Annotated in this window: 22 protein-coding genes; 15 read left to right on the top strand and 7 right to left on the bottom strand. The window is 42.1% G+C overall.

Annotation, left to right across the window (positions count from 1 at the left end; all coding sequences use genetic code 11):
• Positions 1–117: 117 nt before the first annotated feature.
• The 3 genes from menA (at position 118) to AB0756_RS27685 (ending at position 3,768) form a co-directional block, all read left to right on the top strand.
• Complete coding sequence (gene menA / locus AB0756_RS27695) at positions 118–1,017, top strand: 2-carboxy-1,4-naphthoquinone phytyltransferase (RefSeq protein ID WP_038075214.1); 900 nt, start codon at positions 118–120, stop codon at positions 1,015–1,017.
• A 277-nt stretch (positions 1,018–1,294) separates the two neighbouring features.
• Positions 1,295–2,296, top strand: coding sequence for an o-succinylbenzoate synthase (locus AB0756_RS27690; protein WP_167844659.1), 1,002 nt, complete (start codon positions 1,295–1,297; stop codon positions 2,294–2,296).
• Positions 2,290–3,768, top strand: a complete 1,479-nt coding sequence (locus AB0756_RS27685) for a 2-succinylbenzoate--CoA ligase (protein ID WP_167844660.1) — start codon at positions 2,290–2,292, stop codon at positions 3,766–3,768. Before AB0756_RS27690 ends, AB0756_RS27685 begins: the two co-directional genes overlap by 7 nt.
• Before the next feature lie 51 nt (positions 3,769–3,819).
• Here AB0756_RS27685 and AB0756_RS27680 read toward each other — a convergent pair whose 3' ends face one another.
• The 3 genes from AB0756_RS27680 to AB0756_RS27670 all read right to left on the bottom strand — a co-directional run bounded on the left by AB0756_RS27680 (position 3,820) and on the right by AB0756_RS27670 (position 6,736).
• Entirely contained in the window at positions 3,820–4,266 is a 447-nt protein-coding gene (locus AB0756_RS27680) for an acyl-CoA thioesterase (protein ID WP_038075217.1), read from the bottom strand.
• 67 nt (positions 4,267–4,333) lie between these two features.
• A complete protein-coding gene (locus AB0756_RS27675; protein ID WP_038075220.1) occupies positions 4,334–5,434 on the bottom strand; it encodes a T3SS effector HopA1 family protein in 1,101 nt (366 codons plus the stop codon).
• A 63-nt stretch (positions 5,435–5,497) separates the two neighbouring features.
• Complete coding sequence (locus AB0756_RS27670; protein ID WP_038075223.1) at positions 5,498–6,736, bottom strand: phosphotransferase; 1,239 nt, start codon at positions 6,734–6,736, stop codon at positions 5,498–5,500.
• A gap of 798 nt (positions 6,737–7,534) precedes the next feature.
• Here AB0756_RS27670 and AB0756_RS27665 point away from each other — a divergent pair.
• Both AB0756_RS27665 and AB0756_RS27660 read left to right on the top strand, forming a co-directional pair.
• On the top strand, positions 7,535–8,014 hold the full coding sequence (locus tag AB0756_RS27665; protein ID WP_202048710.1) for an aldo/keto reductase: 480 nt from the start codon (positions 7,535–7,537) through the stop codon (positions 8,012–8,014).
• 706 nt (positions 8,015–8,720) lie between these two features.
• Positions 8,721–9,230 (top strand): pentapeptide repeat-containing protein, encoded by a 510-nt coding sequence (locus AB0756_RS27660; protein ID WP_038075226.1) that lies wholly within the window; start codon positions 8,721–8,723, stop codon positions 9,228–9,230.
• A gap of 80 nt (positions 9,231–9,310) precedes the next feature.
• Here the strand turns inward: AB0756_RS27660 and AB0756_RS27655 are convergent, their stop codons facing one another.
• The gene (locus tag AB0756_RS27655; RefSeq protein WP_038075229.1) at positions 9,311–10,024 is read right to left on the bottom strand and encodes an SDR family NAD(P)-dependent oxidoreductase; all 714 of its coding nucleotides are present in this window, start codon (positions 10,022–10,024) and stop codon (positions 9,311–9,313) included.
• 343 nt (positions 10,025–10,367) lie between these two features.
• On the opposite strand from AB0756_RS27655, the gene AB0756_RS27650 reads away from it, so the two are divergent.
• The 6 genes from AB0756_RS27650 to AB0756_RS27625 all read left to right on the top strand — a co-directional run bounded on the left by AB0756_RS27650 (position 10,368) and on the right by AB0756_RS27625 (position 17,251).
• Positions 10,368–10,529: a hypothetical protein gene (locus AB0756_RS27650; protein WP_153021456.1), complete on the top strand. Its 162-nt coding sequence runs from the start codon at positions 10,368–10,370 to the stop codon at positions 10,527–10,529.
• A 270-nt stretch (positions 10,530–10,799) separates the two neighbouring features.
• Positions 10,800–11,399, top strand: a complete 600-nt coding sequence (locus tag AB0756_RS27645; protein ID WP_038075232.1) for a GUN4 domain-containing protein — start codon at positions 10,800–10,802, stop codon at positions 11,397–11,399.
• Positions 11,400–11,587: 188 nt separating this feature from the next.
• The gene (locus tag AB0756_RS27640; RefSeq protein ID WP_038075236.1) at positions 11,588–12,817 is read left to right on the top strand and encodes an efflux RND transporter periplasmic adaptor subunit; all 1,230 of its coding nucleotides are present in this window, start codon (positions 11,588–11,590) and stop codon (positions 12,815–12,817) included.
• A gap of 78 nt (positions 12,818–12,895) precedes the next feature.
• Positions 12,896–16,159, top strand: coding sequence for an efflux RND transporter permease subunit (locus tag AB0756_RS27635; RefSeq protein ID WP_050045684.1), 3,264 nt, complete (start codon positions 12,896–12,898; stop codon positions 16,157–16,159).
• 666 nt (positions 16,160–16,825) lie between these two features.
• Positions 16,826–17,059, top strand: coding sequence for a hypothetical protein (locus AB0756_RS27630; RefSeq protein WP_038075241.1), 234 nt, complete (start codon positions 16,826–16,828; stop codon positions 17,057–17,059).
• A gap of 27 nt (positions 17,060–17,086) precedes the next feature.
• A complete protein-coding gene (locus tag AB0756_RS27625) occupies positions 17,087–17,251 on the top strand; it encodes a hypothetical protein (protein WP_167844662.1) in 165 nt (54 codons plus the stop codon).
• On the opposite strand, the gene AB0756_RS27620 is transcribed toward AB0756_RS27625, so the two are convergent.
• Together AB0756_RS27620 and AB0756_RS27615 are read right to left on the bottom strand one after the other, a co-directional pair.
• Positions 17,229–18,179, bottom strand: coding sequence for a glutathione S-transferase family protein (locus AB0756_RS27620; protein ID WP_038075243.1), 951 nt, complete (start codon positions 18,177–18,179; stop codon positions 17,229–17,231). The genes AB0756_RS27625 and AB0756_RS27620 overlap by 23 nt on opposite strands.
• 51 nt (positions 18,180–18,230) lie before the next feature.
• A complete protein-coding gene (locus tag AB0756_RS27615; RefSeq protein WP_050045685.1) occupies positions 18,231–19,136 on the bottom strand; it encodes an EamA family transporter in 906 nt (301 codons plus the stop codon).
• Positions 19,137–19,262: 126 nt separating this feature from the next.
• Between AB0756_RS27615 and AB0756_RS27610 the strand changes: the two genes are divergently transcribed.
• Positions 19,263–19,721: a MarR family winged helix-turn-helix transcriptional regulator gene (locus AB0756_RS27610; RefSeq protein ID WP_050045686.1), complete on the top strand. Its 459-nt coding sequence runs from the start codon at positions 19,263–19,265 to the stop codon at positions 19,719–19,721.
• Positions 19,722–20,021: 300 nt separating this feature from the next.
• Here the strand turns inward: AB0756_RS27610 and AB0756_RS27605 are convergent, their stop codons facing one another.
• Positions 20,022–20,747 carry an alpha/beta fold hydrolase gene (locus AB0756_RS27605; protein ID WP_408104027.1) on the bottom strand — a complete coding sequence of 242 codons (726 nt, stop codon included), beginning with the start codon at positions 20,745–20,747 and terminating at the stop codon, positions 20,022–20,024.
• Here AB0756_RS27605 and AB0756_RS27600 point away from each other — a divergent pair.
• The 3 genes from AB0756_RS27600 (at position 20,639) to AB0756_RS27590 (ending at position 22,385) form a co-directional block, all read left to right on the top strand.
• On the top strand, positions 20,639–20,998 hold the full coding sequence (locus AB0756_RS27600; RefSeq protein WP_408104028.1) for a hypothetical protein: 360 nt from the start codon (positions 20,639–20,641) through the stop codon (positions 20,996–20,998). The two genes, AB0756_RS27605 and AB0756_RS27600, sit on opposite strands and share 109 nt — an antisense overlap.
• Positions 20,999–21,187: 189 nt before the next feature.
• The gene (locus tag AB0756_RS27595; RefSeq protein WP_162002223.1) at positions 21,188–21,736 is read left to right on the top strand and encodes a hypothetical protein; all 549 of its coding nucleotides are present in this window, start codon (positions 21,188–21,190) and stop codon (positions 21,734–21,736) included.
• 49 nt (positions 21,737–21,785) lie between these two features.
• Positions 21,786–22,385 carry a nucleotidyltransferase family protein gene (locus tag AB0756_RS27590; protein WP_038075256.1) on the top strand — a complete coding sequence of 200 codons (600 nt, stop codon included), beginning with the start codon at positions 21,786–21,788 and terminating at the stop codon, positions 22,383–22,385.
• The last annotated feature ends 98 nt before the right edge of the window (positions 22,386–22,483 follow it).

Raw genomic sequence — 22,483 nt, 5'->3', positions numbered from 1 at the left:
TTTGAGACTGGGACAAAAAGTGGCAACTTCTAAGTTGTTACCTGTATAGAGTATATTTCCAAACCCTAATTTTTTTTGGGATTGGGAATTGCTGGCCATTTTAGTAAATCGCGACAAATGACTACAAAGCTGATTTCTTATCCCAAGAATAAGTTATGGATGGCGGCACTCAAACCGCCGATGTACAGCGTTGCTATTATGCCCATTTGGGTGGGTACAGCTGTTGCTTTTGCTGAAACGAAGACTTTTCATGGAGCAGTTTTTTCTACCTTTGTAGCTGCTGCAATTTGTATCCTAGCTTGGGAAAATCTCAGTAATGATGTCTTTGATTCAGAAACAGGGATTGATAAAAATAAACACCATTCTTTAGTCAACTTGACTGGGAATAAAACCCTCATATTCTGGGTGGGAAACTTATTTTTATTGCTGGGTTTGCTAGGAATATTAGCAATAGCTTGGTGGCAACAAGATTTAACCGTCATAGGTATAATCTTGTTATGCTGTGCTTTAGGCTATACATATCAAGGACCCCCTTTCCGTCTAGGATATCAGGGTTTGGGAGAAATCATTTGCTTTTTTGCCTTTGGTCCGTTAGCCGTATCAGCAGCTTACTACAGTCAAACGGCAAATTGGTCATGGCGGGCGTTGGTAGCTTCGGTAGTTGTTGGGATTGCCACGAGTTTAATTTTGTTCTGTTCTCACTTCCATCAAGTGAAAGACGACATAGCCGCAGGTAAGCGTTCTCCGATTGTCCGATTGGGTACGCAAAGAGGAGCGGAAGTCTTACAGTGGTTTACAGGTAGCATTTATGCGATCGCCTTCATTGGAGTGATTTGGGGACTGTTTCCAAGTTGGACTTTACTAAGTTGGGCAAGTTTACCCTTTGCAAGAAAATTATGTCACCATGTCCAAACAAATCACAACCAACCAGACAAGGTAAACAATTGTAAATTTATTGCAGTCTCAGTGCATTTTTGGTGCTGCTTGCTATTTGGCTTGGGGTTCGTATTAGGTTAGTCGTTAGTAGCTATTAGCCCTCCCTTGTATCTCAGGAGCACAGACGCTATGTGCCTTGCACACGCTCCGCGATACCGTAGGCTATGCCCGTAAGGGCTATACGCGTTGCGAAGCTATGCCCGCAACGGCTTACGCCAGTCCCAGTGGTCGCGGGAAACCTCCCTGAAGCACTGGACTCACCGCCTACTTTCTCTGGACTCACCATTAGCTATTAGCCATTAGCCATTAGCCATTAGCTATTAGCCATTAGCCATTAGCCATTAGCCATTAGCAAAAAATGCATTACCAATTCCAGTTCCGTCCCTATCAACGGAGATTTGTGCGATCGCTAACCACAAGTCACGGAGTTTGGGAGACTCGCGAAGGTATAATCCTCAAACTCACAAATGATTTGGGCGGAGTGGGTTGGGGCGAAATTGCACCCATCAGCTGGTTTGGTTCTGAAAACCAAGAGGAAGCTCTTTCGTTCTGTCGCCAGTTACCAGAAGCGATCGCAGACGAAACAATTTTTTCCATCCCTGATGAGTTACCTGCGTGTCAATTTGGTTTTGAGTCGGCTTTTTGGGGACTGAGGGCGGAGAACTGGGGATTGGGGGACAAGGGAGTTTCTCCTACTTTATCACTCAATCCAAAATCCCTAACATATAGCGCCCTATTACCTGCGGGAGAAGATGCATTGGAGGTATGGCGAACACTTTGGCAGGGGGGGTATCGTACTTTTAAATGGAAAATTGGTGTTTATCCTGTTACTGAAGAACTAAGAATTTTCAAAAGGCTCGCTCAAACCTTACCATCTTTGACAAAACTTCGGCTTGATGCAAACGGTGGATTGAGTTATGAAGAGGCTAACTTGTGGTTGTGGACTTGCGACAATCTTAAGACTGACAGTACTTTAAATTTAGAAATTGAATTTGTCGAACAGCCACTGTCTGTAGATAAGTTTGATTCCATGTTGGAATTGAGCCATTGCTATCACACTCCAATAGCTTTAGATGAATCTGTCGCAACACTCCACCAACTCGTAGCTTGTTACCAAAAAGGCTGGCGAGAGATTTTTGTTATTAAGCCGGGAATAGTGGGTTCGCCATTCCGTTTGCGTCAATTTTGCTTGGAGTGTGAAGTTGATGCTGTGTTTTCTTCTGTTTTTGAAACTTCTATTGGTAGAAAACCAGCACTCCAACTGGCTGTTGAATTATCGCGATACAACAGAGCGGTGGGTTTTGGAGTCAATCATTTTTTTGCAGAAGAAGAAGAAATTTGGTTGGAAAATTTATGGTAGCAACGTTAGAGTATATCGTAGAACAGTCCTTGCGCGTACCTTCAGATTGGCTAATTTGCGATTCCGATAATTTATTTCCCCTCATTATCAAACAACGATATCTAGAGTTAATGCAGTTTTCCCATTGGAAAACACCTCCAAAGATTCTCTTAGCCGAACCCGAACCAGTCAAGTTTCTTGCAAGTTTTCTTGCAGCTTGTCAAGCAAATTGTCCGGTTTTCCTTTGTAATCCCGGTTGGGGACAACAAGAATGGGAACAGGTTTTTGATTTAGTTAAACCAGATATTATTTGGGGCGTGAACCATAAGGTATCGGAGCTCTGCAAAGAGCAACATTCTTTCCCCCCATCCCCCTGTCCCTCCCTATCCCCGTCTCCACTCATCATGATCCCTACAGGCGGTTCATCGGGGAAGATTAAGTTTGCCATGCATACTTGGGAAACTTTAATGGCGTCAGTACGGGGATTTAAAGAATATTTTCAAGTAGATAACATTAACTCCTTTTGCGTATTGCCTATTTATCATGTTGGCGGATTAATGCAGTTTATGCGTTCTTTTACAACAGGAGGTCAGCTGGCAATTCTCCCATTTAAAGAGTTAGAATCCGGACAAAACTATAATATTCAACCACAAGAATTTTTTATTTCTCTAGTTCCTACACAGTTACAACGTCTCCTGCAAAATGCAGAACTCACTCAATGGCTCGCCCAATTTCAGACAGTTTTGTTAGGAGGTGCGCCTGCTTGGAGCGAACTTTTAGAAGCAGCAAGATGCCATAAAATTCGATTGGGTCTGACTTATGGTATGACAGAAACAGCATCTCAAATAGCGACCCTGTTACCAGATGATTTTCTTAAGGGTAAAGATAGTTGTACCCGTCTGCTACCTCATGCCAAAGTCAATATTTATAACGAGAAAGGCGAAATTTTGAAGCCAAATCAAACAGGCAATATTAAGATTTCTTCTCAATCCTTAGCCCTTGGTTATTATCCTAATATTCAAACTAATTGGGAGTTTTTACAAACAGATGATTTGGGCTTTTTAGATGAACAGGGGTATTTACATATTTCCGGACGTAGCAGTGACAAAATTATTACAGGTGGTGAAAATGTTTATGCTATAGAAGTGGAATCAGCTATTAGAGGAACTCAAATGGTAACAGATGTTTGCGCGATTGGTGTACCCGATCCGGTTTGGGGACAAGCAATAACCGCAATTTATATACCTAAAAATTCAAATATTTCTTATTTACAAATTAAGGAATTATTGAAAAATAAAATGAGTCGATTTAAAATTCCAAAAAATTGGATTAAAGTAGACAGCTTACCTCGAAATTCTCAAGGCAAAATTAATCGGCTACAGGTACAGGAATTAGCTAGCAATTTTCTGCAAAAAAATCTCAGACAAAATCAAGTACTTACTCCACCTAAGCATACAAATCAGCATAGCGGTTGCGATCGCGCCACCGGTTAGAAATCGCACTCTTTAGAAATTTAGTATAAAATCATACTAATTTCTTCCCCTTCAGATAGTTTCTCGCGATTTTCTTCTCTCTATACTTTCTGCACCTTTACGATTTGTCTCCAACCATTGCTTCATGTTTTCGGGTAACTCTGTTTTGGTTCTGCTGGATGTATCAATACAGACGTGTCTGGTAATTGCTTTTGCAGCGACTACCTCACCAACAATAACTTCATAACCGACTTCAAATCTATCCCCACTCAGTTGTTGGGGTATGAGTCTAATAACTAAATTATCCCCGGAGTACAATGGGCGAAAAAAATCGACATTTGCATGAACAATGGGGAATGCAATAGATGGATTCGTGAAAAAATCTTTGAGATTCATGCCAAAGGTGGCTAGAGATTCTTCATAGGCTTCATGGCATATGGCCAAGACATTAGCAAAGTAAACTACTCCGGCTGCATCTGTATCTCGAAAGCGAACGGTGTGGTTGTATGTAAAAGCCATATTAAAAAATTATGGTTGTCTATTATATAGCAGGCTGTTTGCCTGCTACTGTAACCAAGTTTACCAATTATCTGTTGGTTCGATCTAAAGGTGAATAAATATCCTCAGAATCTGGATTTAAGTATGGACGCTGTAGATCGATACCCAACCGAGCAAAATGCTGGTAAATTGCTGACATCCTCTTCTCGGTAGAATTATCGCCGTTCTCCCAAGATTCTAATAAAGCATTAGCCACAATTTGACAACGGTTCATACCGAAACTTTCTTGAGACGCAAACTTTTGGCTTGGTTCTTCTGCAAGACCGAGTCCTGGGGCTAAAAATTTAGTGAATAGAGGAATGTCTTTGTGAAAATGAGCTTGATGCTTCACATAGACAGCTTTCAGAATTTTTCGCACTGCTAAATAGTCTTCGCGTTCAAAGTACAGAATTCCTGAGTCATAGCGTCCGTAACTAGAGCGATTGTGTAGAACTTGAAAACTAAATGGAATTTCCGCAGAATTGAGTAGCCTTGTAAGACTATTCATAAGAGCGATCGCACCTGTTGGGGTTATATTAAAGTAAATTCGCCCCACTCCAAAATCACCGTTTAAATTGACTTGTAAATCCTGACCGACATTGCTAACTGCTATATAGAAGCCATTTTCTATACGATTTTTTGGCATCCAAATGGCAGTGACTTCACCTACTTTAGTAGACTGGACCATTGTTTCTAAGTTGGCTGGACGCTCAACGTATAGTGTTAAACCACCTTTGGCTACTGCCATACTACCATCAGGTTCTTGTCGCAAGACTTCCCAACCAGAATCAAAATAACCAACACCGTGGTTGCTACTGTGTAGTTGTTCGTAAAACGGTAAGTCTATTTTAAATTGAGAATCGCTCTCTAAGCTTTTGTGTGGAAGGTTACTAGGACAAATACCATTTTTTTCTATAAGTATCTTTTTTAGAGAACCGTTGTAATAGATACCGTGAAGAAAATTCCGCAGTAATAGAGAGAGATATTTTTGTTGTAAACTGGGCGAAGTTTGCTGAAATCTACCTGCTACTTGTTGTGGTAAGGCAAAAGGTTGGTATTTAGGATGGCTAATGCAAAAGCTCGATTCAATTTGGATATTGCTAGCTATATCTAAGAGAGATTTTAAGAGTGGTTTTGAAGATTTTAACATGATCCGGCAAAAAGGGAGTGGCTGAGTGAATGAGGGAGAGAGGAAAAGAGGAGATGAAAATGATTAACAGCCGCGCAAACGTGCTTTATTGTTGTGGAGACGCAGCAAATTGACTTCTTTTTGTGCTTGCGAAAATTTTGTAAGTTTTACAAAAGGTTTGATGAGATCTGTTTCTGAAACTCCAAAAACAGTCATCACAGATTCTTGCGGTTTGGTCAGTAAACTTCTGGCAATTTGAAACGTACATATGCCTGAGTTATCAAAGTAGCGATGCTGCTTAATTTTTTCATCTATTTTATGAAGCAGCGCTAAACCCGCAAATTGAACGGTACGGAGAAGAAAATCATTCCTCTGTTCAAGAATTGTTGGAAAAGTGTCGAGATAAGCCTGAATCAGAGCCAATATTGAAGGCTGAAGAATGTCGAATGGAACTGCTGATAGATGCAGAGATTCATCTAAATCTAAAGAAGGGTCTACTACCAAACTTTCTAACCCAATTGCCAAATAATCGGCTACTAAAGTTCCCAAGTCAAAGCTGGGATCGCCCCAAGCGCATGCTTCCCAATCAATCAATCGCACCAGACAGTTGTCGAGTTGCTCCCACTTGGAATGAAGCAAAATGTTGTCCAATCTCAACTCATTATGAGTTAAACAGCAAGGCTTCCATTCATAAGATAATTCTGCGATCGCCCCTTCTATGGTTTCATAGCGTTGGTAGAGAGTGTAGAATTTTAAGGCGTTCGTGGGAACGCGACTAATAATTTCCGGTCCAATGGAGCCAAGTCCTTGTGCTGGATTATATAAATGATAGCGATACTCACCTTCTGGCGCAGTTGCCATAAAATCGCGATACTCGTGATGCTTGAAGGTCGCACGATGCAATAATCCCAGACTGGTACCGATCGCAGTAGCAATCGAGTTGGGAAAGCGCAAGTTTTGTCGATAAAAACTAGCAGTGTCTTGATAGTCTTTAAGGTAATTGCGGACTAAGATAGACTTTTTCCTATCAAAGTACACCACCAATGATGCGATCGCAGAAATACTCCCCAAAGCAGGAAAGCGTTCGAGCAATTGGTGAAACAGCCATTCATTGAAAAATTCCTGTGGTTTTCCATCATTATCAATATGGCGTTCCTGTTTAACCAACAGCTGGCGATTTCCTTTCAGAGTAACGAGCAAATTAAAATTTTTCTTGCTACTCTGTGGCAATTCAGAGTCGGTAGAAACGCCTTCTTCTGAGCTACACAGACCTGCTTCTTGCAAGTCCTGGATAACATTATGAGAAGACAGTGAGGTTAACATGCACTATTTCCACTCATCGAAAGATTGCTTAGACAATTTGTTGTAATGGAGGTTGTTTTTCCTTCAGTAATAAGTAGATAGCAGCAAGCCTGATATCGATACCTGTTTGTATAAACTATTAATATCTTATTTTAAAAAATGACACTTGCCAAAATGGCAATACTCACTTTAATCTGTCTTTAAATTTTAACTAAAAAGATGTTAATCCTTTAACATTTTAAACAGATTTACGTATAAACAGAAATTTTGATGTTTGGCATTTGTTCGATTGTAACCTTTCCTAATTTTTAAATGACACGGGAATATACTTATCCACTTTTTACAGTGACACCCCACAGTACAGGACATTCCAGTTAATTTCCGGATATTTCAAATGATTTTCTTATACAGCAAGTTGCTGTCGTCACAAGTCTTTGGCTCGAAACGAGCGTTTAGAAAAAAATTTGGAATTTCAATCTTTCTTAAGGATGATATTGGTCGATGTTGATTTGGTTTCAATACGCTGATTTTTTTCCCCAAAAGAGTCAGAATTTTCTGTAATTTAAGCAACCAATTATCGGTAACACGAGCAGATTTAGAAATTAAAAGAAAACTTTACTGATTGTTAAGCTTAAGAGACATTTTGTAATAAATCCAAAATTCAGCATCCAACTTCATTGCAAGACCAACAGCAAGAAACACACATGAATCGCAATAATTGGCAAGAAAGTTTTTGTTAAATTTTTTACCATGAAGCCAAAACCAGGACGGATCTCGTAGCACGGTAAAGGTAACAGCAAGCCTTTGTCGTTACTCTGAATCGCTGCATTACAAACAGAATACTCTCTTTGGAGCCGCGACCCTGAAGACGAAATTTTAGACACAGTCAGAGAGTTGGGTATTGGGTTTGTTGCTTACAGTCCTCTAGGACGGGGATTTTTATCGGGAGCTATTACAAGCCCTGATGATTTTGCAGAAGACGACTATCGCCTTATGTCTCCTCGATTTCAAGGTGAGAACTTTTACAAGAATCTAGAACTGGTGAATCAGGTTAAGGCGATCGCAGCTGAAAAAGGTGCAACCCCCAGTCAACTGGCATTAGCATGGTTGTTAGCTCAGGGTAATGACATTGTTCCCATCCCAGGGACAAAACGACGCCGATATCTAGAAGAGAATGTAGGAGCAACAGAAATTACGCTCACACCAAACGATCTGCGTCGGATTGAAGAAGTTGCACCCAAGGGATTTGCTGCAGGCGATCGCTATCCAGTTCAACATATGAGTACACTCAATCTTTAACAGTCGCCTATCCCAAGCGCAATATTCTCACAAAGAATAGCAAGAAATTGTTGTAATTCACAAGAATTGGCAAGACAACTCATACAAAGTCTTTTACTGTTGAATACAGTAAGTACGGTTAACACCGCTTACCTTTCATAACAGGATAATGCAGGGAACAGATTACAATCATGGGGCTGGTGCTCTATGATTGTTTTTATAATTATGAAGTCCAAGCAGCTAGACATATCTAGTGAAAAATAATCTCAAGACATTGCAAACTGCTCGTCTTAACAAGGGTTGTACGCAATGCATAATTTTTTTGTAAAATATTATCATTATCATTTCGATTGAGAAAGCATTGGCTTGCATTTGTGTCAAATGACCTTGCTCTTTTTCACAAGCGATCGATTGCCAACTTCTACCAAACGCAACTATCGAACGTATAGAGCCCCTTTCTCTGTAAGTAGGTCAGTATTAAAAATTATCGTCATGACAAGGCAGATGGCAGAGGGCAGATGGCAGAAGGGAAGAGGTTTTTAGGCAACTTTACTTTTCGTTACATAGTTCGGTTTTTTTGCGCCTTTCTACTTAAAAGATACTTTTAATCACTTTTAGTTATAAATTTAAATAAAAATAATGTTTGATTTTATAGAACCGCTTTTCTAAAGTAGTGAGTAAGAAGTTTAGTAGTGGCTCGTATAAAACTAAAGCCTTGGAAGGAAAAATGAATAAATCCAATTCTCAAAAATTAACAAACTGGCTTGTAACAGCAGTCTTTCTAGTACTCGCAGTCACTTTTTCATTGTTCGATCAGCCAAGTGCTAGCGCTCAAACACAAACACCAATTACAACCACACAATCTACACCAGCACCCATCACATCTGTAGCAGCAAACATTAGACATTTACTAGAAACCAACGAGTGTGTGGGATGCAATCTCATTGGAGCAACATTAAAAGACGCAAACCTACAAGCTGCTAACTTAGAAAATGCAAACCTGCAAAATGCTGACTTAGAAAGAGCAAATTTACAAGGAACAAACTTGCAAGGCGCGAACCTGCAAGGTGCAGATTTAGGTAAGGCAAACATAATAGGCGCAAACCTAGCAAGTGCTAACCTATTTGATGCGGACTTAGAGAAGGCAAATTTAACAAACGCAAATATATTGGGAGCAAATCTTCAAGGGGCTGATTTAGAGGATGTGGTAAGACCCCAAGGATTTGCCATTCAGTAACTGCTCTCTCTAGAGAAATATAAAGGCTCATTGTTATGTCAATTCCGCCTAATTACTGAAAGTAATTGGGCGGAATAACTTTAACAATAAGAAATTTCTTGACGATCGCGGAAATACTTACCGCTGTCGCTTAATGAAGCTTCTGTCGCCAGCCAAAGAGCAGTATCAGCCCCTTCTTCAGGTGACCGTGGAGCAGACGCACCACCCATATCAGTCCTCACCCAACCGGGACACATAGCGTAAACTGCAATTCTTTTTGGTCTTAAAGCTTCAGCGAGCATAATCGTCGCACCGTTAAGTGCTAGTTTAGATAAGCAATAACTGGGGACTTGTGCTGAAAGACCGCCGATCTCTCCATATCCACTCGATACATTAATAATTCTGGCACTGGATGCTTTTTCTAATAAAGGCAAGAAGGCTTGAACGATACTAATAGGACCTAGGGTGTTGGTGTTTAAAGCGACATCCAACAATTCGCGAGAAATGTTGAGAATATTCACGCCTTCATCGGGATAAATTGCTGCGTTGTTGACAAGTACATCTAAATGGTTGATTTGTTGGGATAACTCTCGAACGGCGTCGTGAATGGAGCTATCATCAGTGACTTCAAGAACAACTGGTCTGACGTTGGATGGTGAAGATAGTTTTTCTGCAGCATCCCGTGCTTTTGAGAGCGATCGCGCTGCTAGAATCACCTCAAATCCAGCATTCAGCAATCCCTTACAGATGGCAAACCCAATCCCTTTATTACCTCCGGTCACCAGTGCGTATTTTTTCGCAGGTTTTGCGTTCATCTAAAACCTCATGGAAACGTGCAAACCATTTGTCTGTGGCTCTTCTTCCTATTGCCTCGCTGTTCTTAAGAGATTGTTACATAACAACGCGCCTCACAAATAAGAATTTTTTGACAATAGACTATTTCACGCAGATTTTCTTGTACATTATTGCGATACAAAGTAGATTCTTGCAGTAAACATTCCCCAAACATAAATTTTTTTGAGATGTAGGGGAGACAGAAGTGCCATGTGGATAGAAGTTAATCTTCTATACCTCTTTAGTATTGGCACAATTATTATGTCATGAATTGATGACATAAAGAACTCCAGTCAATAACAAAAAAGCAGAAGATCGGCTCTGATGCTTGAAATACGGGTCTTGTATTCAGTTATGGAAACTTCAGAAGCAGTCGCTTCGAGTTTCACCAGAGTAGACGCTTTTGAGCAAATTCGTGTCAATATATCTTCAATGGCACAAAAGTCAAAATCTTGGGAGGTAACCGTATCAAAACTCCATTCATAAGGAAATATGCAGTTTACACTCGGTCTACTCGGTAATAACCAGATATTGAGCATATTTGGCTAAACCGGGAAAAGTAATTTACAGCAAGCAACCCTCGCTCTTACTATAGATTGAGTTAGTCATTACAATAATGCAGGTCTCTTAGCATTAATTAATGTTACGGCTGCAATTATCCTCAGCACTTTAAGGAGTGCAAACTCGTTTCCTCGAAAACAATTACACAGTATTTACAATTTCAGTGGAAAATCTCCTTATTCTCAGAGGAATTCAATGTCTAATGAAGTGCATGAATCAGAAGTGACGGCTCGCTTAACTGCGATAGAACTGCAGCTAAAGCAATTCAATCAGCTGTTATCAAATCTCAGCGATCGCATTGCTAAGTCAGAAGATAATTTTCTCCTCATTGCCGATATCCATAAATACAAAAAACTGCAAGAACTTTTAATAGTAGGAGACTTAAGAGAAGCCGATTGGGAAACTATTCGGGTTATTCAAGCAATAACAAAAGAGCCAGAATTGGGAGATATTACTCCAGATGATATGAGGCAATTTCCCTGTGATGAACTGCGAGTGATAGACAATTTGTGGACAAAATACAGTGAAGGTCGCTTTGGTTTTAGCGTACAAATAAAAATTTACCAAAGCGTGGGTGGTTCCCTCGAAAGCACCATTAATCAAGATAGTAAAGCCATCGAGCGCTTCGGCGAGCGTGTGGGATGGCGTGAGGACAATCGATGGAAAAAGTGCGATGATTTGGACTATACATTAGCTGCACCAATTGGCTGTCATCCCTCGCGATGGTGGAATTCTCCTTTTGGTTCAAAAATGACCAACTATTTCTTCAATCGCCTGCTAGTTTGTAGTATTTAACGAACGGTAACTGATGACCGATGACCGGTGACCAAAAGTAGAGGATTTGAATAATGAATGAATTTTGGGTTTTCCATTAATAAATTGAGAGGCTTGTTTTGGATATGTAACCGGTCATTTGGAATTCTAAAGACTCGCTTTAACTTATCACTCCCTTTACCTCAGTTGAATTCTTTTGAGGTCAGAATATGTCTAAAAAATCCGACACTCTATTGGCTTGTAAAGTATTATTTCCAGTTCTTCTGGTCTCCGCCTTAACAAGCGCTTGCAGTCAGGACAAACCCAAAGCCACAGCCAGCGAACCCCAACCAATACCAGTGAAATTGCAGTCATTGCAGTCAACAACACTACAAGATGTCTCGGAATTCGTAGGGAGGTTGGAAGCGCAACAAAGAGTCTCGTTGCGACCCGAAATCGAAGGTCGGATAGAATCGATTCCCGTCGCGTCAGGCGATCGAGTCGAGCAAGGAACGCCAATTGTGATACTGCGACCAGATCGCACTCAACCAGAATTACTGAGTGCTGTGGCTAGAGTTAACTCAGCTAAATCCGCCTACCTGACAGCGCGATCGCAACTCAAAGCAGCAGAAGCGCAGCAAGTTAGAGATGCAGCCGATGTAGAGCTTCAAAAAGTTGAGTTTCAAAGGACGCAGAAGTTAGTGACTGAAGGAGCACAGGCTCAACAGCAGTTAGACATAGCCCGAAAAAACTTGAACACAGCACTAGCGACTCTCCGCGCTACTGCGGAGCAAGTAGGAGCTGCTAAAGCCAGCGTCAAGCAAGCAGAAGCTAATGTCCGACAATATGAGGCTGATACGGCTTCTGCTCGCGTGTCTCTCCAATTCAAACAAGTATTAGCACCAATTACCGGGGAAGTAGGAGACTTCCCCGTTAAGGTAGGAGATGTTGTTAGTGTCGGTCAGAGCCTAACCACGATTACTCAAAATGACAATCTTTTCTTGCGAATTTCAATTCCCAGCAACCGCTCCTCAGAAATAAGACGGGGGTTACCAGTAGAGCTCGTAGATGCCAAAACAAGAAAACCCTTGAGCACTGGAACTATCAACTTTATCTCGCCAGAAGTAGACACGGGTGCTCAAGCTATCTTAACCAAAGCCCGCTTTTCCAACTCAGGTAACAATTTACGAGAAGGACAATTTGTCCGCGCAAGAGTTATTTGGAACAAACGGTCGGGTGTTTTGATTCCTACCGTAGCTGTATCCAACCTTGGAGCACAAAGCTTTGTCTTTGTAGCCCAGACAACAGGTTCAAAACAAACCGTGCGCCGTCAACCAGTTCAACTTGGAGCCATTCAAGGTCAAAGCTACCAAGTCATTAATGGTGTGAAACCGGGTGACCAAATTGCAGTTACCCAAATTCTTACTTTAAGGGATGGCACTCCAATCAAAGCTAACTGAACTATGAGTTATGAATTATGAAATTTTCAATTCATAATTCATCATTCATAATTCATCATTCATAATTCATCATTCATTATGAGTATTGCGGATATTTTCATTAGGCGACCTGTTTTTACCACAGTTTGTACTGTAATTATTCTCTTAGTTGGGGGAATCTGTATTCCCCTGCTCCCTTTGGATAAGCTCCCAGAAATGGCTCTCAAGCAGGTAACTGTGACTGCTAACTATTTGGGGACTGATGCCAAAACAGCAGAAGAAAACGTTACCACCGTACTAGAACGGGAAATTAACGGTACGGAACGGGTCGTTTACATGTCCTCCCAGACGACGAATGATGGCAATGCTACTATTAACGTCTCTTTTCCTACAGAGATGGATAGAAACACAGCCCAAGTCCTCGTCCAAAATAATGTAGCGATCGCAGAACCAAATTTACCCGAAGAAGTCAATCGCATTGGTGTAACAACGCAGAAGCAGTCACCAACGATTACCCTCGCTTATGCTTTCTATTCAGAAAAAGACCAGAATGGAAAATTTATCTACGATAATATCTTTTTAAGCAATTACGTTGACCGACAAATCTTTGACGAAATTAAACGAATCCAGGGTGTCGGTTCGATCAGAATTGTGGGGGAACGGAAATACGCCATGCGTATCTGGCTCGACCCCGAAGCCCTTGCTGCTAGAAATTTGACATCACAAGATGTCATTGGCGCTATTACCGAACAAAATATTCAGGTGGGAGCGGGGAGAATTGGCCAACAGCCAACTTCAACAGAGCAGCAGTATGAAATTGCTTTGCGAGCTAACGGTCGATTTACCACTCCTGCGGAAGCCGAAGATATTGTGGTCAAAGTCGGTCAGGATGGTACGCTCATTCGGTTAAAAGATGTCGGTCGAGCCGAAGTAGGGGCGGAAAATTACAACGCGACAACTCTGTTTGACGGTTCGCCGGCTGTCATTTTGTTAGCTTACCAACTACCCGGTACGAATGCTTGGAACACAGCTAACGCCATTAAAGCAAAAATGGCAGAGCTGCAAACTAATTTTCCACCAGGATTAAAGGCGACAATTGGTTTAGATAATACTTTGTTTGTGGCATCTTCTCTAGATGAAGCCTTTAAAACCCTGGTTGAAGCCATCGCCCTGGTGTTCCTTGTCATCTTTATCTTTCTACAGGATTGGCGCACTACCATTATTCCCGCTCTCGCCATTCCCGTATCGCTGATTGGGGCAATGGCAATTGCCTATGTGCTTGGGTTTACCTTAAATCAGTTAACGATATTTGGTATTATCTTGGCAACAGGTTTGGTGGTGGATGATGGGATCGTTGTGGTGGAAGCGATCGCAGCTAAACTCGAACAGGGGATGAAACCCCTTCAAGCAGCTCTAGATGCCATGAAAGAACTGACTGGGGCAATTATCGCAACATCAGTAGTACTGATGGCTGTCTTTATCCCCGTAACTTTCTTTCCAGGGACAACGGGTATCGTTTACAAGCAATTTGCACTAGTAATCGCTTTCTCCATTGCCATTTCCACCTTCAACGCCTTGAGCTTCTCTCCCAGTATGTCTGCTATCATCATGCGGAGACAGCAGGAAGTTCACGGTCCTTTAGGCGTGTTTTTCCGGTGGTTTAACCGCGTGTTTGATTGGTTTAAGGGGGGATACGTCAAAATCGTAGAATTCCTGATCCGGGTTCGATGGCTCGTGATTCCAGTATTTCTTGCGGGTTTATTTGCAACGGGTTGGATTTATCAGACGACTCCCCAGGGATTTATACCTGAAGAAGATCAGGGTTATTTCTTTACAATTGTGGAAGCTCCCCCAGGGGTCTCTCTCAACTACAGTGTCGATTTAGTTAAGAAAATTACTGAGGAAGTCGTGCTACCACTTCCGGAAGTTGAGCACGTTGTTGGTAACGCTGGTTTTGGTTTTGAAGGGAACGCCAGTAACAAGACACTGTTTTTCGTCAAGTTGAAAGATTGGCAAGAACGTCATGGTGCAGAGCATTCCATTTTTGGTGTTCTGCGAAAAATCAATAAAGGGTTGCGAGAAAAAATCCCTGGAGCGATCGCGATCGCTGTTAACGCCCCACCAGTGGATGGTTTGGGAAGTACAGGCGGGTTGGAGATGTACATCCAAAACAAACAAGCACTTCCCATGGAAGCGCTCATCGACAATACCCAAAAGGTAATAGCAGCAGCCCAGAAGAGACCGGAATTAGGAGGTGTCTTTACCCAGTTCACCTTCAACAGCCCGATGATGCAAATTTCCATCGATCGCAATCAAGCCAAAGCTCAGAATGTCCGAGTGAGTGATATTTTCAGCACCATGCAAACCTATTTGGGTGCAAGCTATGTCAACCAATACGTGCTTGGTGGGCGGTTGTATCGCGTTTATGCTCAGGCGGAGGGGACAATTCGGTCTAATCCTGATGATGTTAGTCGTCTGTACGTGCGCTCTCAGGATGGTAACCTCATTCAACTGAGTACTTTGGTACAAATGGAAAGATTAACCTACCCGCCTGTTGTCACTCACTTTAACGTTTACCCATCCATTAAAATTCAAGCTTCTCCAGCACCAGGATACAGTACGGGACAAGCAATCCAAGCTATGGAAGAAGTTGCGAACCAAGTTTTACAACCAGGATTTGGTTTTGCTTGGACTGGAACCGCCTTTCAGGAGAGATCTTCTAGTGGTGCAGCACCAATTATTTTTGGCTTAGCCTTTGTCATGGTTTTCTTAGTGTTAGCGGCGCAGTACGAAAGCTACGTCGATCCAACTATCATTATGATTACCGTACCTCTGGCAATCTTGGGCGCACTCGGTGCGATCGTGTTCCGCGCCAACATTTTCCAGCAAGGTGGTGTTTGGCCTACGCTAAACAATAATATGTATGTTCAAGTAGCGTTGGTTATGCTGATTGGTCTGGCTAGTAAAAATGCAATTTTGATTGTCGAATTTGCCAACCAGTCAGCAGAGCTAGGAATGAACTACACCAGGGCTGCAATCCGCGCTTGTGAAGAACGCTTGCGACCAATTCTGATGACTGCTTTTGCTGGTTTAGTTGGGTTTTGGCCATTGGTGATAGCTTCTGGTGCTGGAGCCATGAGTCGATGGGCTTTAGGAACAGCGCTGTTTGGTGGTTATTTGATTTCAACTGTTTTAAGTTTGTTTTTAGTTCCAGTCTTGTACGTTGTTATCAAAAACCTAGAAGACCGCTTCTTAAAACCTGGTAAACCCGGTAAACCCACAAGTCCGTCACAGCCTTCAGATACACCCCAACCACAAGAACAAGTACTCCCTGCATTCCGTGGATACTCCACCGAAGAGTGATTGGTGTTCGGTAAATCCCCATACTTGAAAGTAGGGGATTTAAACGCTCGCTCTCTTTTTTCAAAACATCAATTGCAAAGCAAAATGAAATGCCCTCAGAATAGAATTCTGGACGGCAGGCGCTATCTCCTTACGGAGACGCTTCGCGAACAACGGGGGGAACCCCCGCAACGCGCTGCCTCGGCTATACAAACGCTCGTCCGCCTAAGCGCAAAGCGCACGCTACGCGATGCCGCAGGCTATGCCCGTAAGGGCTATACGCGGACTTAATAAAAAGTTCACGTAGGCGGGTTTCCCACGCCCTGGGGACTGGCAAACCCGAAGAGACTTTGTTTATATAGACGCGATTTCCAATGGCTCTAGTAATATTATCGATCGTAAAGTTGAGAATTTCAAAGAAAGAAATAGTGTACAATTATTTTGAGAAAAGTAACCTTTATGTGTAAAGGTAACAAAAATGTTTAAAAAATGGAATGCAGATGATTGGATAAATCACATCTTGTTTACAATTACTGTTGTATATCTATTTTACAATTTCTTCTTGCATCACTAGCTCTTCAGTCAATGAATTTTAACAGGCTGTAAGAACCCCGAATTAAGAGTTCTTCGAGGTCCTGCAAACCCTCATTTTTACCTACCTATGAATCATCTCAACATGAGGAAATCATGAATATTAAACTGATTATTTTCTCAGGTTTGATAACTGCTGGAATTGGCTCCGTAATAGGCTTGGCTGCTGCTCAAATTGGTCAGAGTAATTTTAATGAATTGAAATTTGAAGGCCAGTATTACAAAGATTTGCATAACAGATATGCCTTAATTGGTGCTAGCGTAGGGCTAGTTGTAGGTATGGCACAAGAGTGCGTGCGAGAGATGAAATCTCAAAGAGAGGAAGAGTAGAAATTAGGGATTCTTCACGGAAGACAAATGAAGATTAAACACAGCTTAATTTGCTTGTTAATTATTGGGACAACTGTTTTGACTGCGGCAAATTGGCATTTGGGTATGATGGGTATGACAACATTTTTATTAGCTTACTTCTCTAAAGGTTTGAGACGCCGCAGCCATATTAATGGCAGACTTGCAAAGTAGGAATATCCCAATTTAAGATAGGTCCGATGGGAATAATCCGTCGATTAATTAATCCTTCGTAGGTATCGTAATAATGACGTTTGATATGGTCAAATTTTACGGTGTCTGACACGTTTGGTAAGTGATAAATGTGGCGCGTGTAATTCCACAAATTGGGATAATCTGTCAGACGGCGGAGATTGCAATTCAAGGCTCCGTAGTAGGCGACATCAAACCGAACGAGTGTGACAAAAAGTCGAATATCTGCTTCTGTGAGAGAATGACCCACCAAGTATTGCTGACCGCTTAACCGAGTTTCCAAAATATCTAAAGCATCAAACAACTGCGCGATCGCAGTGTTGTAATCTAATTGAGAACTGGCAAAACCAACTTTATAAACACCGATGTTGATCCGATCTGATACAAATGCATTTATATCATCAATCTCTGCTCGCAGTTCTTGGGGATAGAGATTGAGACTCGCATTCCCAAACGCATCAAATTCCGTCACCAACATACGCAAAATATCTGCAGATTCGTTGTTGACGATTGTTCCTGTTTGCTTATCCCACAAAACCGGAACCGTGACTCTACCTGTAAAGTTTGATTTTGCTTTAACGTAAACTTGATACAGGTAGTCACAACCATTAACGGTATCTGCTGTTGTATGGCTCCAGTCCCCAAATGTCCATCCGCTTGGATCTCCCCAATCCGGGCTGAGGACGGACATTGAAATTACGCTGTTTAATTGCTTTAATTGACGAGCTAGAATGGTGCGATGAGCAAAGGGACAGGCGAAAGAAACATATAAGTGATAGCGATCGCGTTCGGCTTTAAACCCAGAAGAACCATCAGCAGAGATAAACTCTCGAAAAGAACCTGTTTGTATTCTTTCCCCTTCAAGCGGTTGAAAGTCAGAATGCCAAACACCGTTTACTAATAGTTTCATAAAACCTCCAAAGATAGGTTCACTAAAGTGTGAAGGATAAGATTTGATTTTTTATCCTTCATAATTCAATCGATTTTTTTTCAAAGTTGCTTGGTTGTTTATTTGCAATGAGGAAATTGCTACCACAATCAGAATTCCACCTGTGATTTGAAGCAGAGTAAGATATTGTCCAAACCAAATCCAGGCAATAATTCCAGCAATGAACGGTTCTATTGAAGCAACGATCGCAGCTCTTTCAGCTTGTACGTGACGAACTCCCCACAAAAACAACAGATAGGGTAAGAGCGTTCCCATGATACCCATATAGAGAATCTTGGGAGCATTTATGACTTCTAGTAAATGAGGCGTCAAGCCTTGAGTCAGCAAAAAGCCAAACCAAATAAGGCTCGCAATTGAAAACGTTTGCAGCAGAGCGTTAACAGGTGTTCCTTGAGCGCCAATCTTTTCACTCAATAGAGTGTACGCTGCAAAAAGAATCGCCGTTGTTAAACCAATTGCAATACCAAACCAATTCACTTGGCTTAAATCCCCGCCTACCACACCAGACACCAGGACAACGCCCAAAAAGGAAAGCGCCAGAGCAATCAAAACTTTTGCGGAAGGAACGCGCCGCGATAGGAGTGCGTTCCACAGCACGACAAAACCCGGAGCCATGAAGATCAGCACGATGGCAATAGCAACAGGAAGTTTTGCGATCGCGAGATAATCTGCTCCCACGAACATAACAAACAAAGCACTTAACGCAATTTGAGAAAGACTCGGTACTCTCAAAATAGGATGCTTCTGCAACAGGTTGAGCGCCATTAGCCCAATGGTAGCAAGTATGGCGCTGACTCCTGCTAGCTCAAAAGGACTTACGCCTCCCTCAAATAAACTGCTTGCGACATTAGCGGCGAGCGCCCAAAATGTCGAAGCTCCGACCACCGCAAAAAGACCGAAAGGATTCTGCTTCTGCATTTGTGTCTCCATGAGTCAAACGACTCATTTTATAGTTGAAGCTGCAATTATTGCATTTACAACTAAATTAAAGATAATATGCAATAATTGAAATTGCAACTACTTTTGGAGAAATTCTTTAGACTGATGGCAAAGCAGCGATTAGACGAAATGCGAAACTCCACTTGGCGGCTGTTTCTCACTGTTCAGATTCAAGCGATCGAGAAGATTCAAGAAAAACTATCGGCTGCGAAACTGCCACCATTGGAATGGTACGATGTGCTGTGGGAACTCAAAAAAGTACCAGAGGGACGTTTGCGATTGAGCGAACTCGCAGAACGAGTCCTGTTAAGCCGGAGTCATCTCACCCGCTTGCTTGATCGCCTGGAAAAAAGCGAGCTATTGGAGCGACAACCCTGTCCGAGCGATCGCAGGGGAACATTTGCAGTGTTAACTGAAGCGGGTGCAGCAATGCAAGAAAAAATGTGGGCTATCTACTCTGAAGGAATTGCAGAATATTTTGGCGATCGACTGAGTGATGAAGAAGTCAAAGTTATGCAACAAGCACTCAAAAAAGTTCTTGGAGAAAATTCTACTCAGAAGTAAGCATGAACTACCCAGAGATAATTCGTTGAGGTTTGGGTTTCTGCAAGAATGGCACTTAGAAAAGCTATAAGCATACACAACAAGTGATACAGCTTTTAATGCCAGAGAGTGCGGTAATAGAACGATCCAGGCGATCGCTTCCAAAAAGAAATTTTTGAAGCTAGAAAAAGCGTACTCGTCCTTAAAAAAGCAATGCAACAAGCTTTTAATACCAGGACAATCGAAAGCATCATACTTCTGAATGGTTGATTTAGGCAATGTCGCTAATCGTTGTGTTACCAACGAAATGCAGGAAGAAATCTATCTCAAGGCAGCGAGGGCTTCCAGAATTGCGTTGACGACCCTATCCGGTCGATCGAACCATGGTGCGTGCCCCGCATCCGGAATTCGCACTACCCTCAGTTGCGGGTTGCTGGCGGCTACAGCTTCCCCCACTTCGGGCTGACACCATACGTCTTTCTCACCCCAGATTAACGTTGTTGGAACCGAAAGCTGCTTCCAGCGATCGCCTAGCACCAACTTCTGCTTCATACCGCGAACATCTACCGTACTGTCGATCAGCGTGAACCAATTTGTCACATTGCGGGCTTGACTTGCCGTTGAGACATCGAGAAAGTCATCATCAAGACGCTCCGGATGGGCTACCATCAACTGCGCCCAGAAGGCGCGAGTACTCTCGCGTGTTGGTTTCTGCATCTGAGAACGCACAATAGTCTTCAGGATAGGCAGTGTGCCCAAGCGCATCAGGAGCGGCTGAGAGCGCTGAATTCCTGCCGGAGCGCCGACCAAAACCAAACGTGGGACTCGCTCTGGATGAGAGAGTGCAAAGGCAACCGACCACAGACTACCCATAGAACTTGCCACAATTGGCACGGCAGGAAGTCCCTCGGTATCGAGAATATCGCCAAGAAATCGACATGCATGAGCAAGTATATCTACTCCCCGATAGTCAAATGCATCCGCGAGTCCGTGACCTGGTCGATCCACTGCCAGCACGCGGTGACTCTTGGCGAGAGCCGAAAGGATACTTCCCCACTGAAAGGCTTCACCCATACCTCCGTGAACAAGAAGCAGGGGAGTCCCTTCGCCAAGTTCGATTACCTGCGTCGTCCCACCTGACCAATGCACCCGACGAGTGCGGTATCCAGGCGCACAGCGATCGAGATAAGCAGCTTGAGCCATCTCAACACTCTGAGTCTTCATGTCAGATTGCATCCTACCGTTTTCCCTCCCCTATGGACGTTTCCTCGATCGTTTGTTGGAACTTCTATAAATAAAGCGCCAATCCATTCTACTTTGTACTTAATGGTACTGCGAAGCATACTAAAAATAGTTCCATTAGGTAGGTGATAGTATGTTGAAATGTAAACCTTTTGTTATAGCGCTTGATTTGGAAGGAACATTAATATCAAATGTAATCCTTGGGTACTCTAAAAGGGTTGTCGAATGAATATGAGTTGAAAAAAGTGTTAAACAACGAATTAGAGACATTAGGATGGTTGGCAATTGCTCAATTAGCAATAATTATTATTTTTGGCTTGTTATTCTCCACTATCGCTAAATTCAAATATCAAAACTCTTCAGCATCCCATCGGGTTTTTAAACAAGGCGATTACACTTCATGTTTTATTGAAGATCCTCAAGTTATATTTCAAACAATACCAAAATGCTATTACTTTGTTGTTGTTAACTATCAACCGAATGATCAAGTTATCCAAGAAAGTTTTTATACAATACTTGGTGATGTAACATCTATAAATTACTCTGATGGTAAATGGGTTGCTACAAAGTCTAATCTTTATTCCAATATGCTCTTAGTTGCACTGCCCTTGATTGGTTTTATCTTGATATTGTCATCTAATTTGGTAACTCAATCTGTTTTAGATTCAGTCATTACAAGACAAAGTGATATAACCGAACAATTGACGAACTATGGAACAATATTGTTCGGCTCAGTTTTTCTTTCAGCTCCAATTAAAATGATTTTTGATTTTTTTAATCATTTTAAGATTTAAGAAGCCAGTAAAATTATGATTTCTATAAAAGGCAATAGGCGAAACTCAAATGTCTGATATTGGTTTGATTTTACTAGCGGCGGGTGCATCTACCCGTATGGGTACACCCAAGCAACTGCTACAGTATCAACAACACAGCTTGATTCGCCATATGGTTGAGGTAGCGCTTGCTTCCGTCTGCAACCCCGTTATCGTTGTCTTGGGAGCATATGCTGAGTGTATTCGACCTGAGGTGGAGTTATCTAATGTCCGAATTGTGGAAAACGATCGCTGGGCTGAAGGTATGAGCACTTCAATTCGGTGTGGGATGGAAGCCCTCAATGAAATTAAACCTGGTGTAGAAGCTGTTGTATTGATGCTGTGCGATCAGCCATTTGTTTCTACTCAGATCGTCAATCAACTGGTTAACATCTTCCAAGAGACAGATGGACAAATTATTGCTTCAGAGTATGGAGGAGTCCGGGGTGTACCAGCGTTATTCAAACGCAATTTGTTTGCAGAATTACTGACACTTAATGGTGTTGCTGGCGCAAGACAGGTTATCAAACAAAATGCTGAGAAAGTTGTTAGTTTTTCTTTCCCAGAAGGTATATTCGATCTTGATACACGCAACGACTACGAGCAATTTAAAAATGCAATTTCAATCTGAAGGGAGTGGAACGAGATAAAGAAATGACAGGGGCTTTGTTGCAAAAATTTTGGTAATGTTCTGCTCTTGTGCTAAACTGCTCTCACTCAAAGTCGGGA

The organism is Tolypothrix campylonemoides VB511288_2, from assembly GCF_045999855.1.
GTDB classification, from domain to species: domain Bacteria; phylum Cyanobacteriota; class Cyanobacteriia; order Cyanobacteriales; family Nostocaceae; genus Scytonema; species Scytonema bouteillei_A.
The sequence above is the reverse complement of the archived record's forward strand: the minus strand, read 5'-3'. Positions and strand labels throughout refer to the sequence as shown.

Excerpts from the sequence above, each read along its gene's own strand:
- AB0756_RS27690 (WP_167844659.1), top strand. The coding sequence starts at position 1,295 with ATGCATTACCAATTCCAGTTCCGTCCCTATCAACGGAGATTTGTGCGA.
- AB0756_RS27630 (WP_038075241.1), top strand. The coding sequence starts at position 16,826 with ATGAATATTAAACTGATTATTTTCTCAGGTTTGATAACTGCTGGAATT.
- AB0756_RS27635 (WP_050045684.1), top strand. The coding sequence starts at position 12,896 with ATGAGTATTGCGGATATTTTCATTAGGCGACCTGTTTTTACCACAGTT.
- AB0756_RS27625 (WP_167844662.1), top strand. The coding sequence starts at position 17,087 with ATGAAGATTAAACACAGCTTAATTTGCTTGTTAATTATTGGGACAACT.
- AB0756_RS27660 (WP_038075226.1), top strand. The coding sequence starts at position 8,721 with ATGAATAAATCCAATTCTCAAAAATTAACAAACTGGCTTGTAACAGCA.
- AB0756_RS27640 (WP_038075236.1), top strand. The coding sequence starts at position 11,588 with ATGTCTAAAAAATCCGACACTCTATTGGCTTGTAAAGTATTATTTCCA.
- AB0756_RS27650 (WP_153021456.1), top strand. The coding sequence starts at position 10,368 with ATGCTTGAAATACGGGTCTTGTATTCAGTTATGGAAACTTCAGAAGCA.
- menA (WP_038075214.1), top strand. The coding sequence starts at position 118 with ATGACTACAAAGCTGATTTCTTATCCCAAGAATAAGTTATGGATGGCG.
- AB0756_RS27600 (WP_408104028.1), top strand. The coding sequence starts at position 20,639 with ATGCATGAGCAAGTATATCTACTCCCCGATAGTCAAATGCATCCGCGA.
- AB0756_RS27685 (WP_167844660.1), top strand. The coding sequence starts at position 2,290 with ATGGTAGCAACGTTAGAGTATATCGTAGAACAGTCCTTGCGCGTACCT.
- AB0756_RS27590 (WP_038075256.1), top strand. The coding sequence starts at position 21,786 with ATGTCTGATATTGGTTTGATTTTACTAGCGGCGGGTGCATCTACCCGT.
- AB0756_RS27675 (WP_038075220.1), bottom strand. The coding sequence starts at position 5,434 with ATGTTAAAATCTTCAAAACCACTCTTAAAATCTCTCTTAGATATAGCT.
- AB0756_RS27610 (WP_050045686.1), top strand. The coding sequence starts at position 19,263 with ATGGCAAAGCAGCGATTAGACGAAATGCGAAACTCCACTTGGCGGCTG.
- AB0756_RS27645 (WP_038075232.1), top strand. The coding sequence starts at position 10,800 with ATGTCTAATGAAGTGCATGAATCAGAAGTGACGGCTCGCTTAACTGCG.
- AB0756_RS27680 (WP_038075217.1), bottom strand. The coding sequence starts at position 4,266 with ATGGCTTTTACATACAACCACACCGTTCGCTTTCGAGATACAGATGCA.
- AB0756_RS27615 (WP_050045685.1), bottom strand. The coding sequence starts at position 19,136 with ATGCAGAAGCAGAATCCTTTCGGTCTTTTTGCGGTGGTCGGAGCTTCG.
- AB0756_RS27670 (WP_038075223.1), bottom strand. The coding sequence starts at position 6,736 with ATGTTAACCTCACTGTCTTCTCATAATGTTATCCAGGACTTGCAAGAA.
- AB0756_RS27620 (WP_038075243.1), bottom strand. The coding sequence starts at position 18,179 with ATGAAACTATTAGTAAACGGTGTTTGGCATTCTGACTTTCAACCGCTT.
- AB0756_RS27655 (WP_038075229.1), bottom strand. The coding sequence starts at position 10,024 with ATGAACGCAAAACCTGCGAAAAAATACGCACTGGTGACCGGAGGTAAT.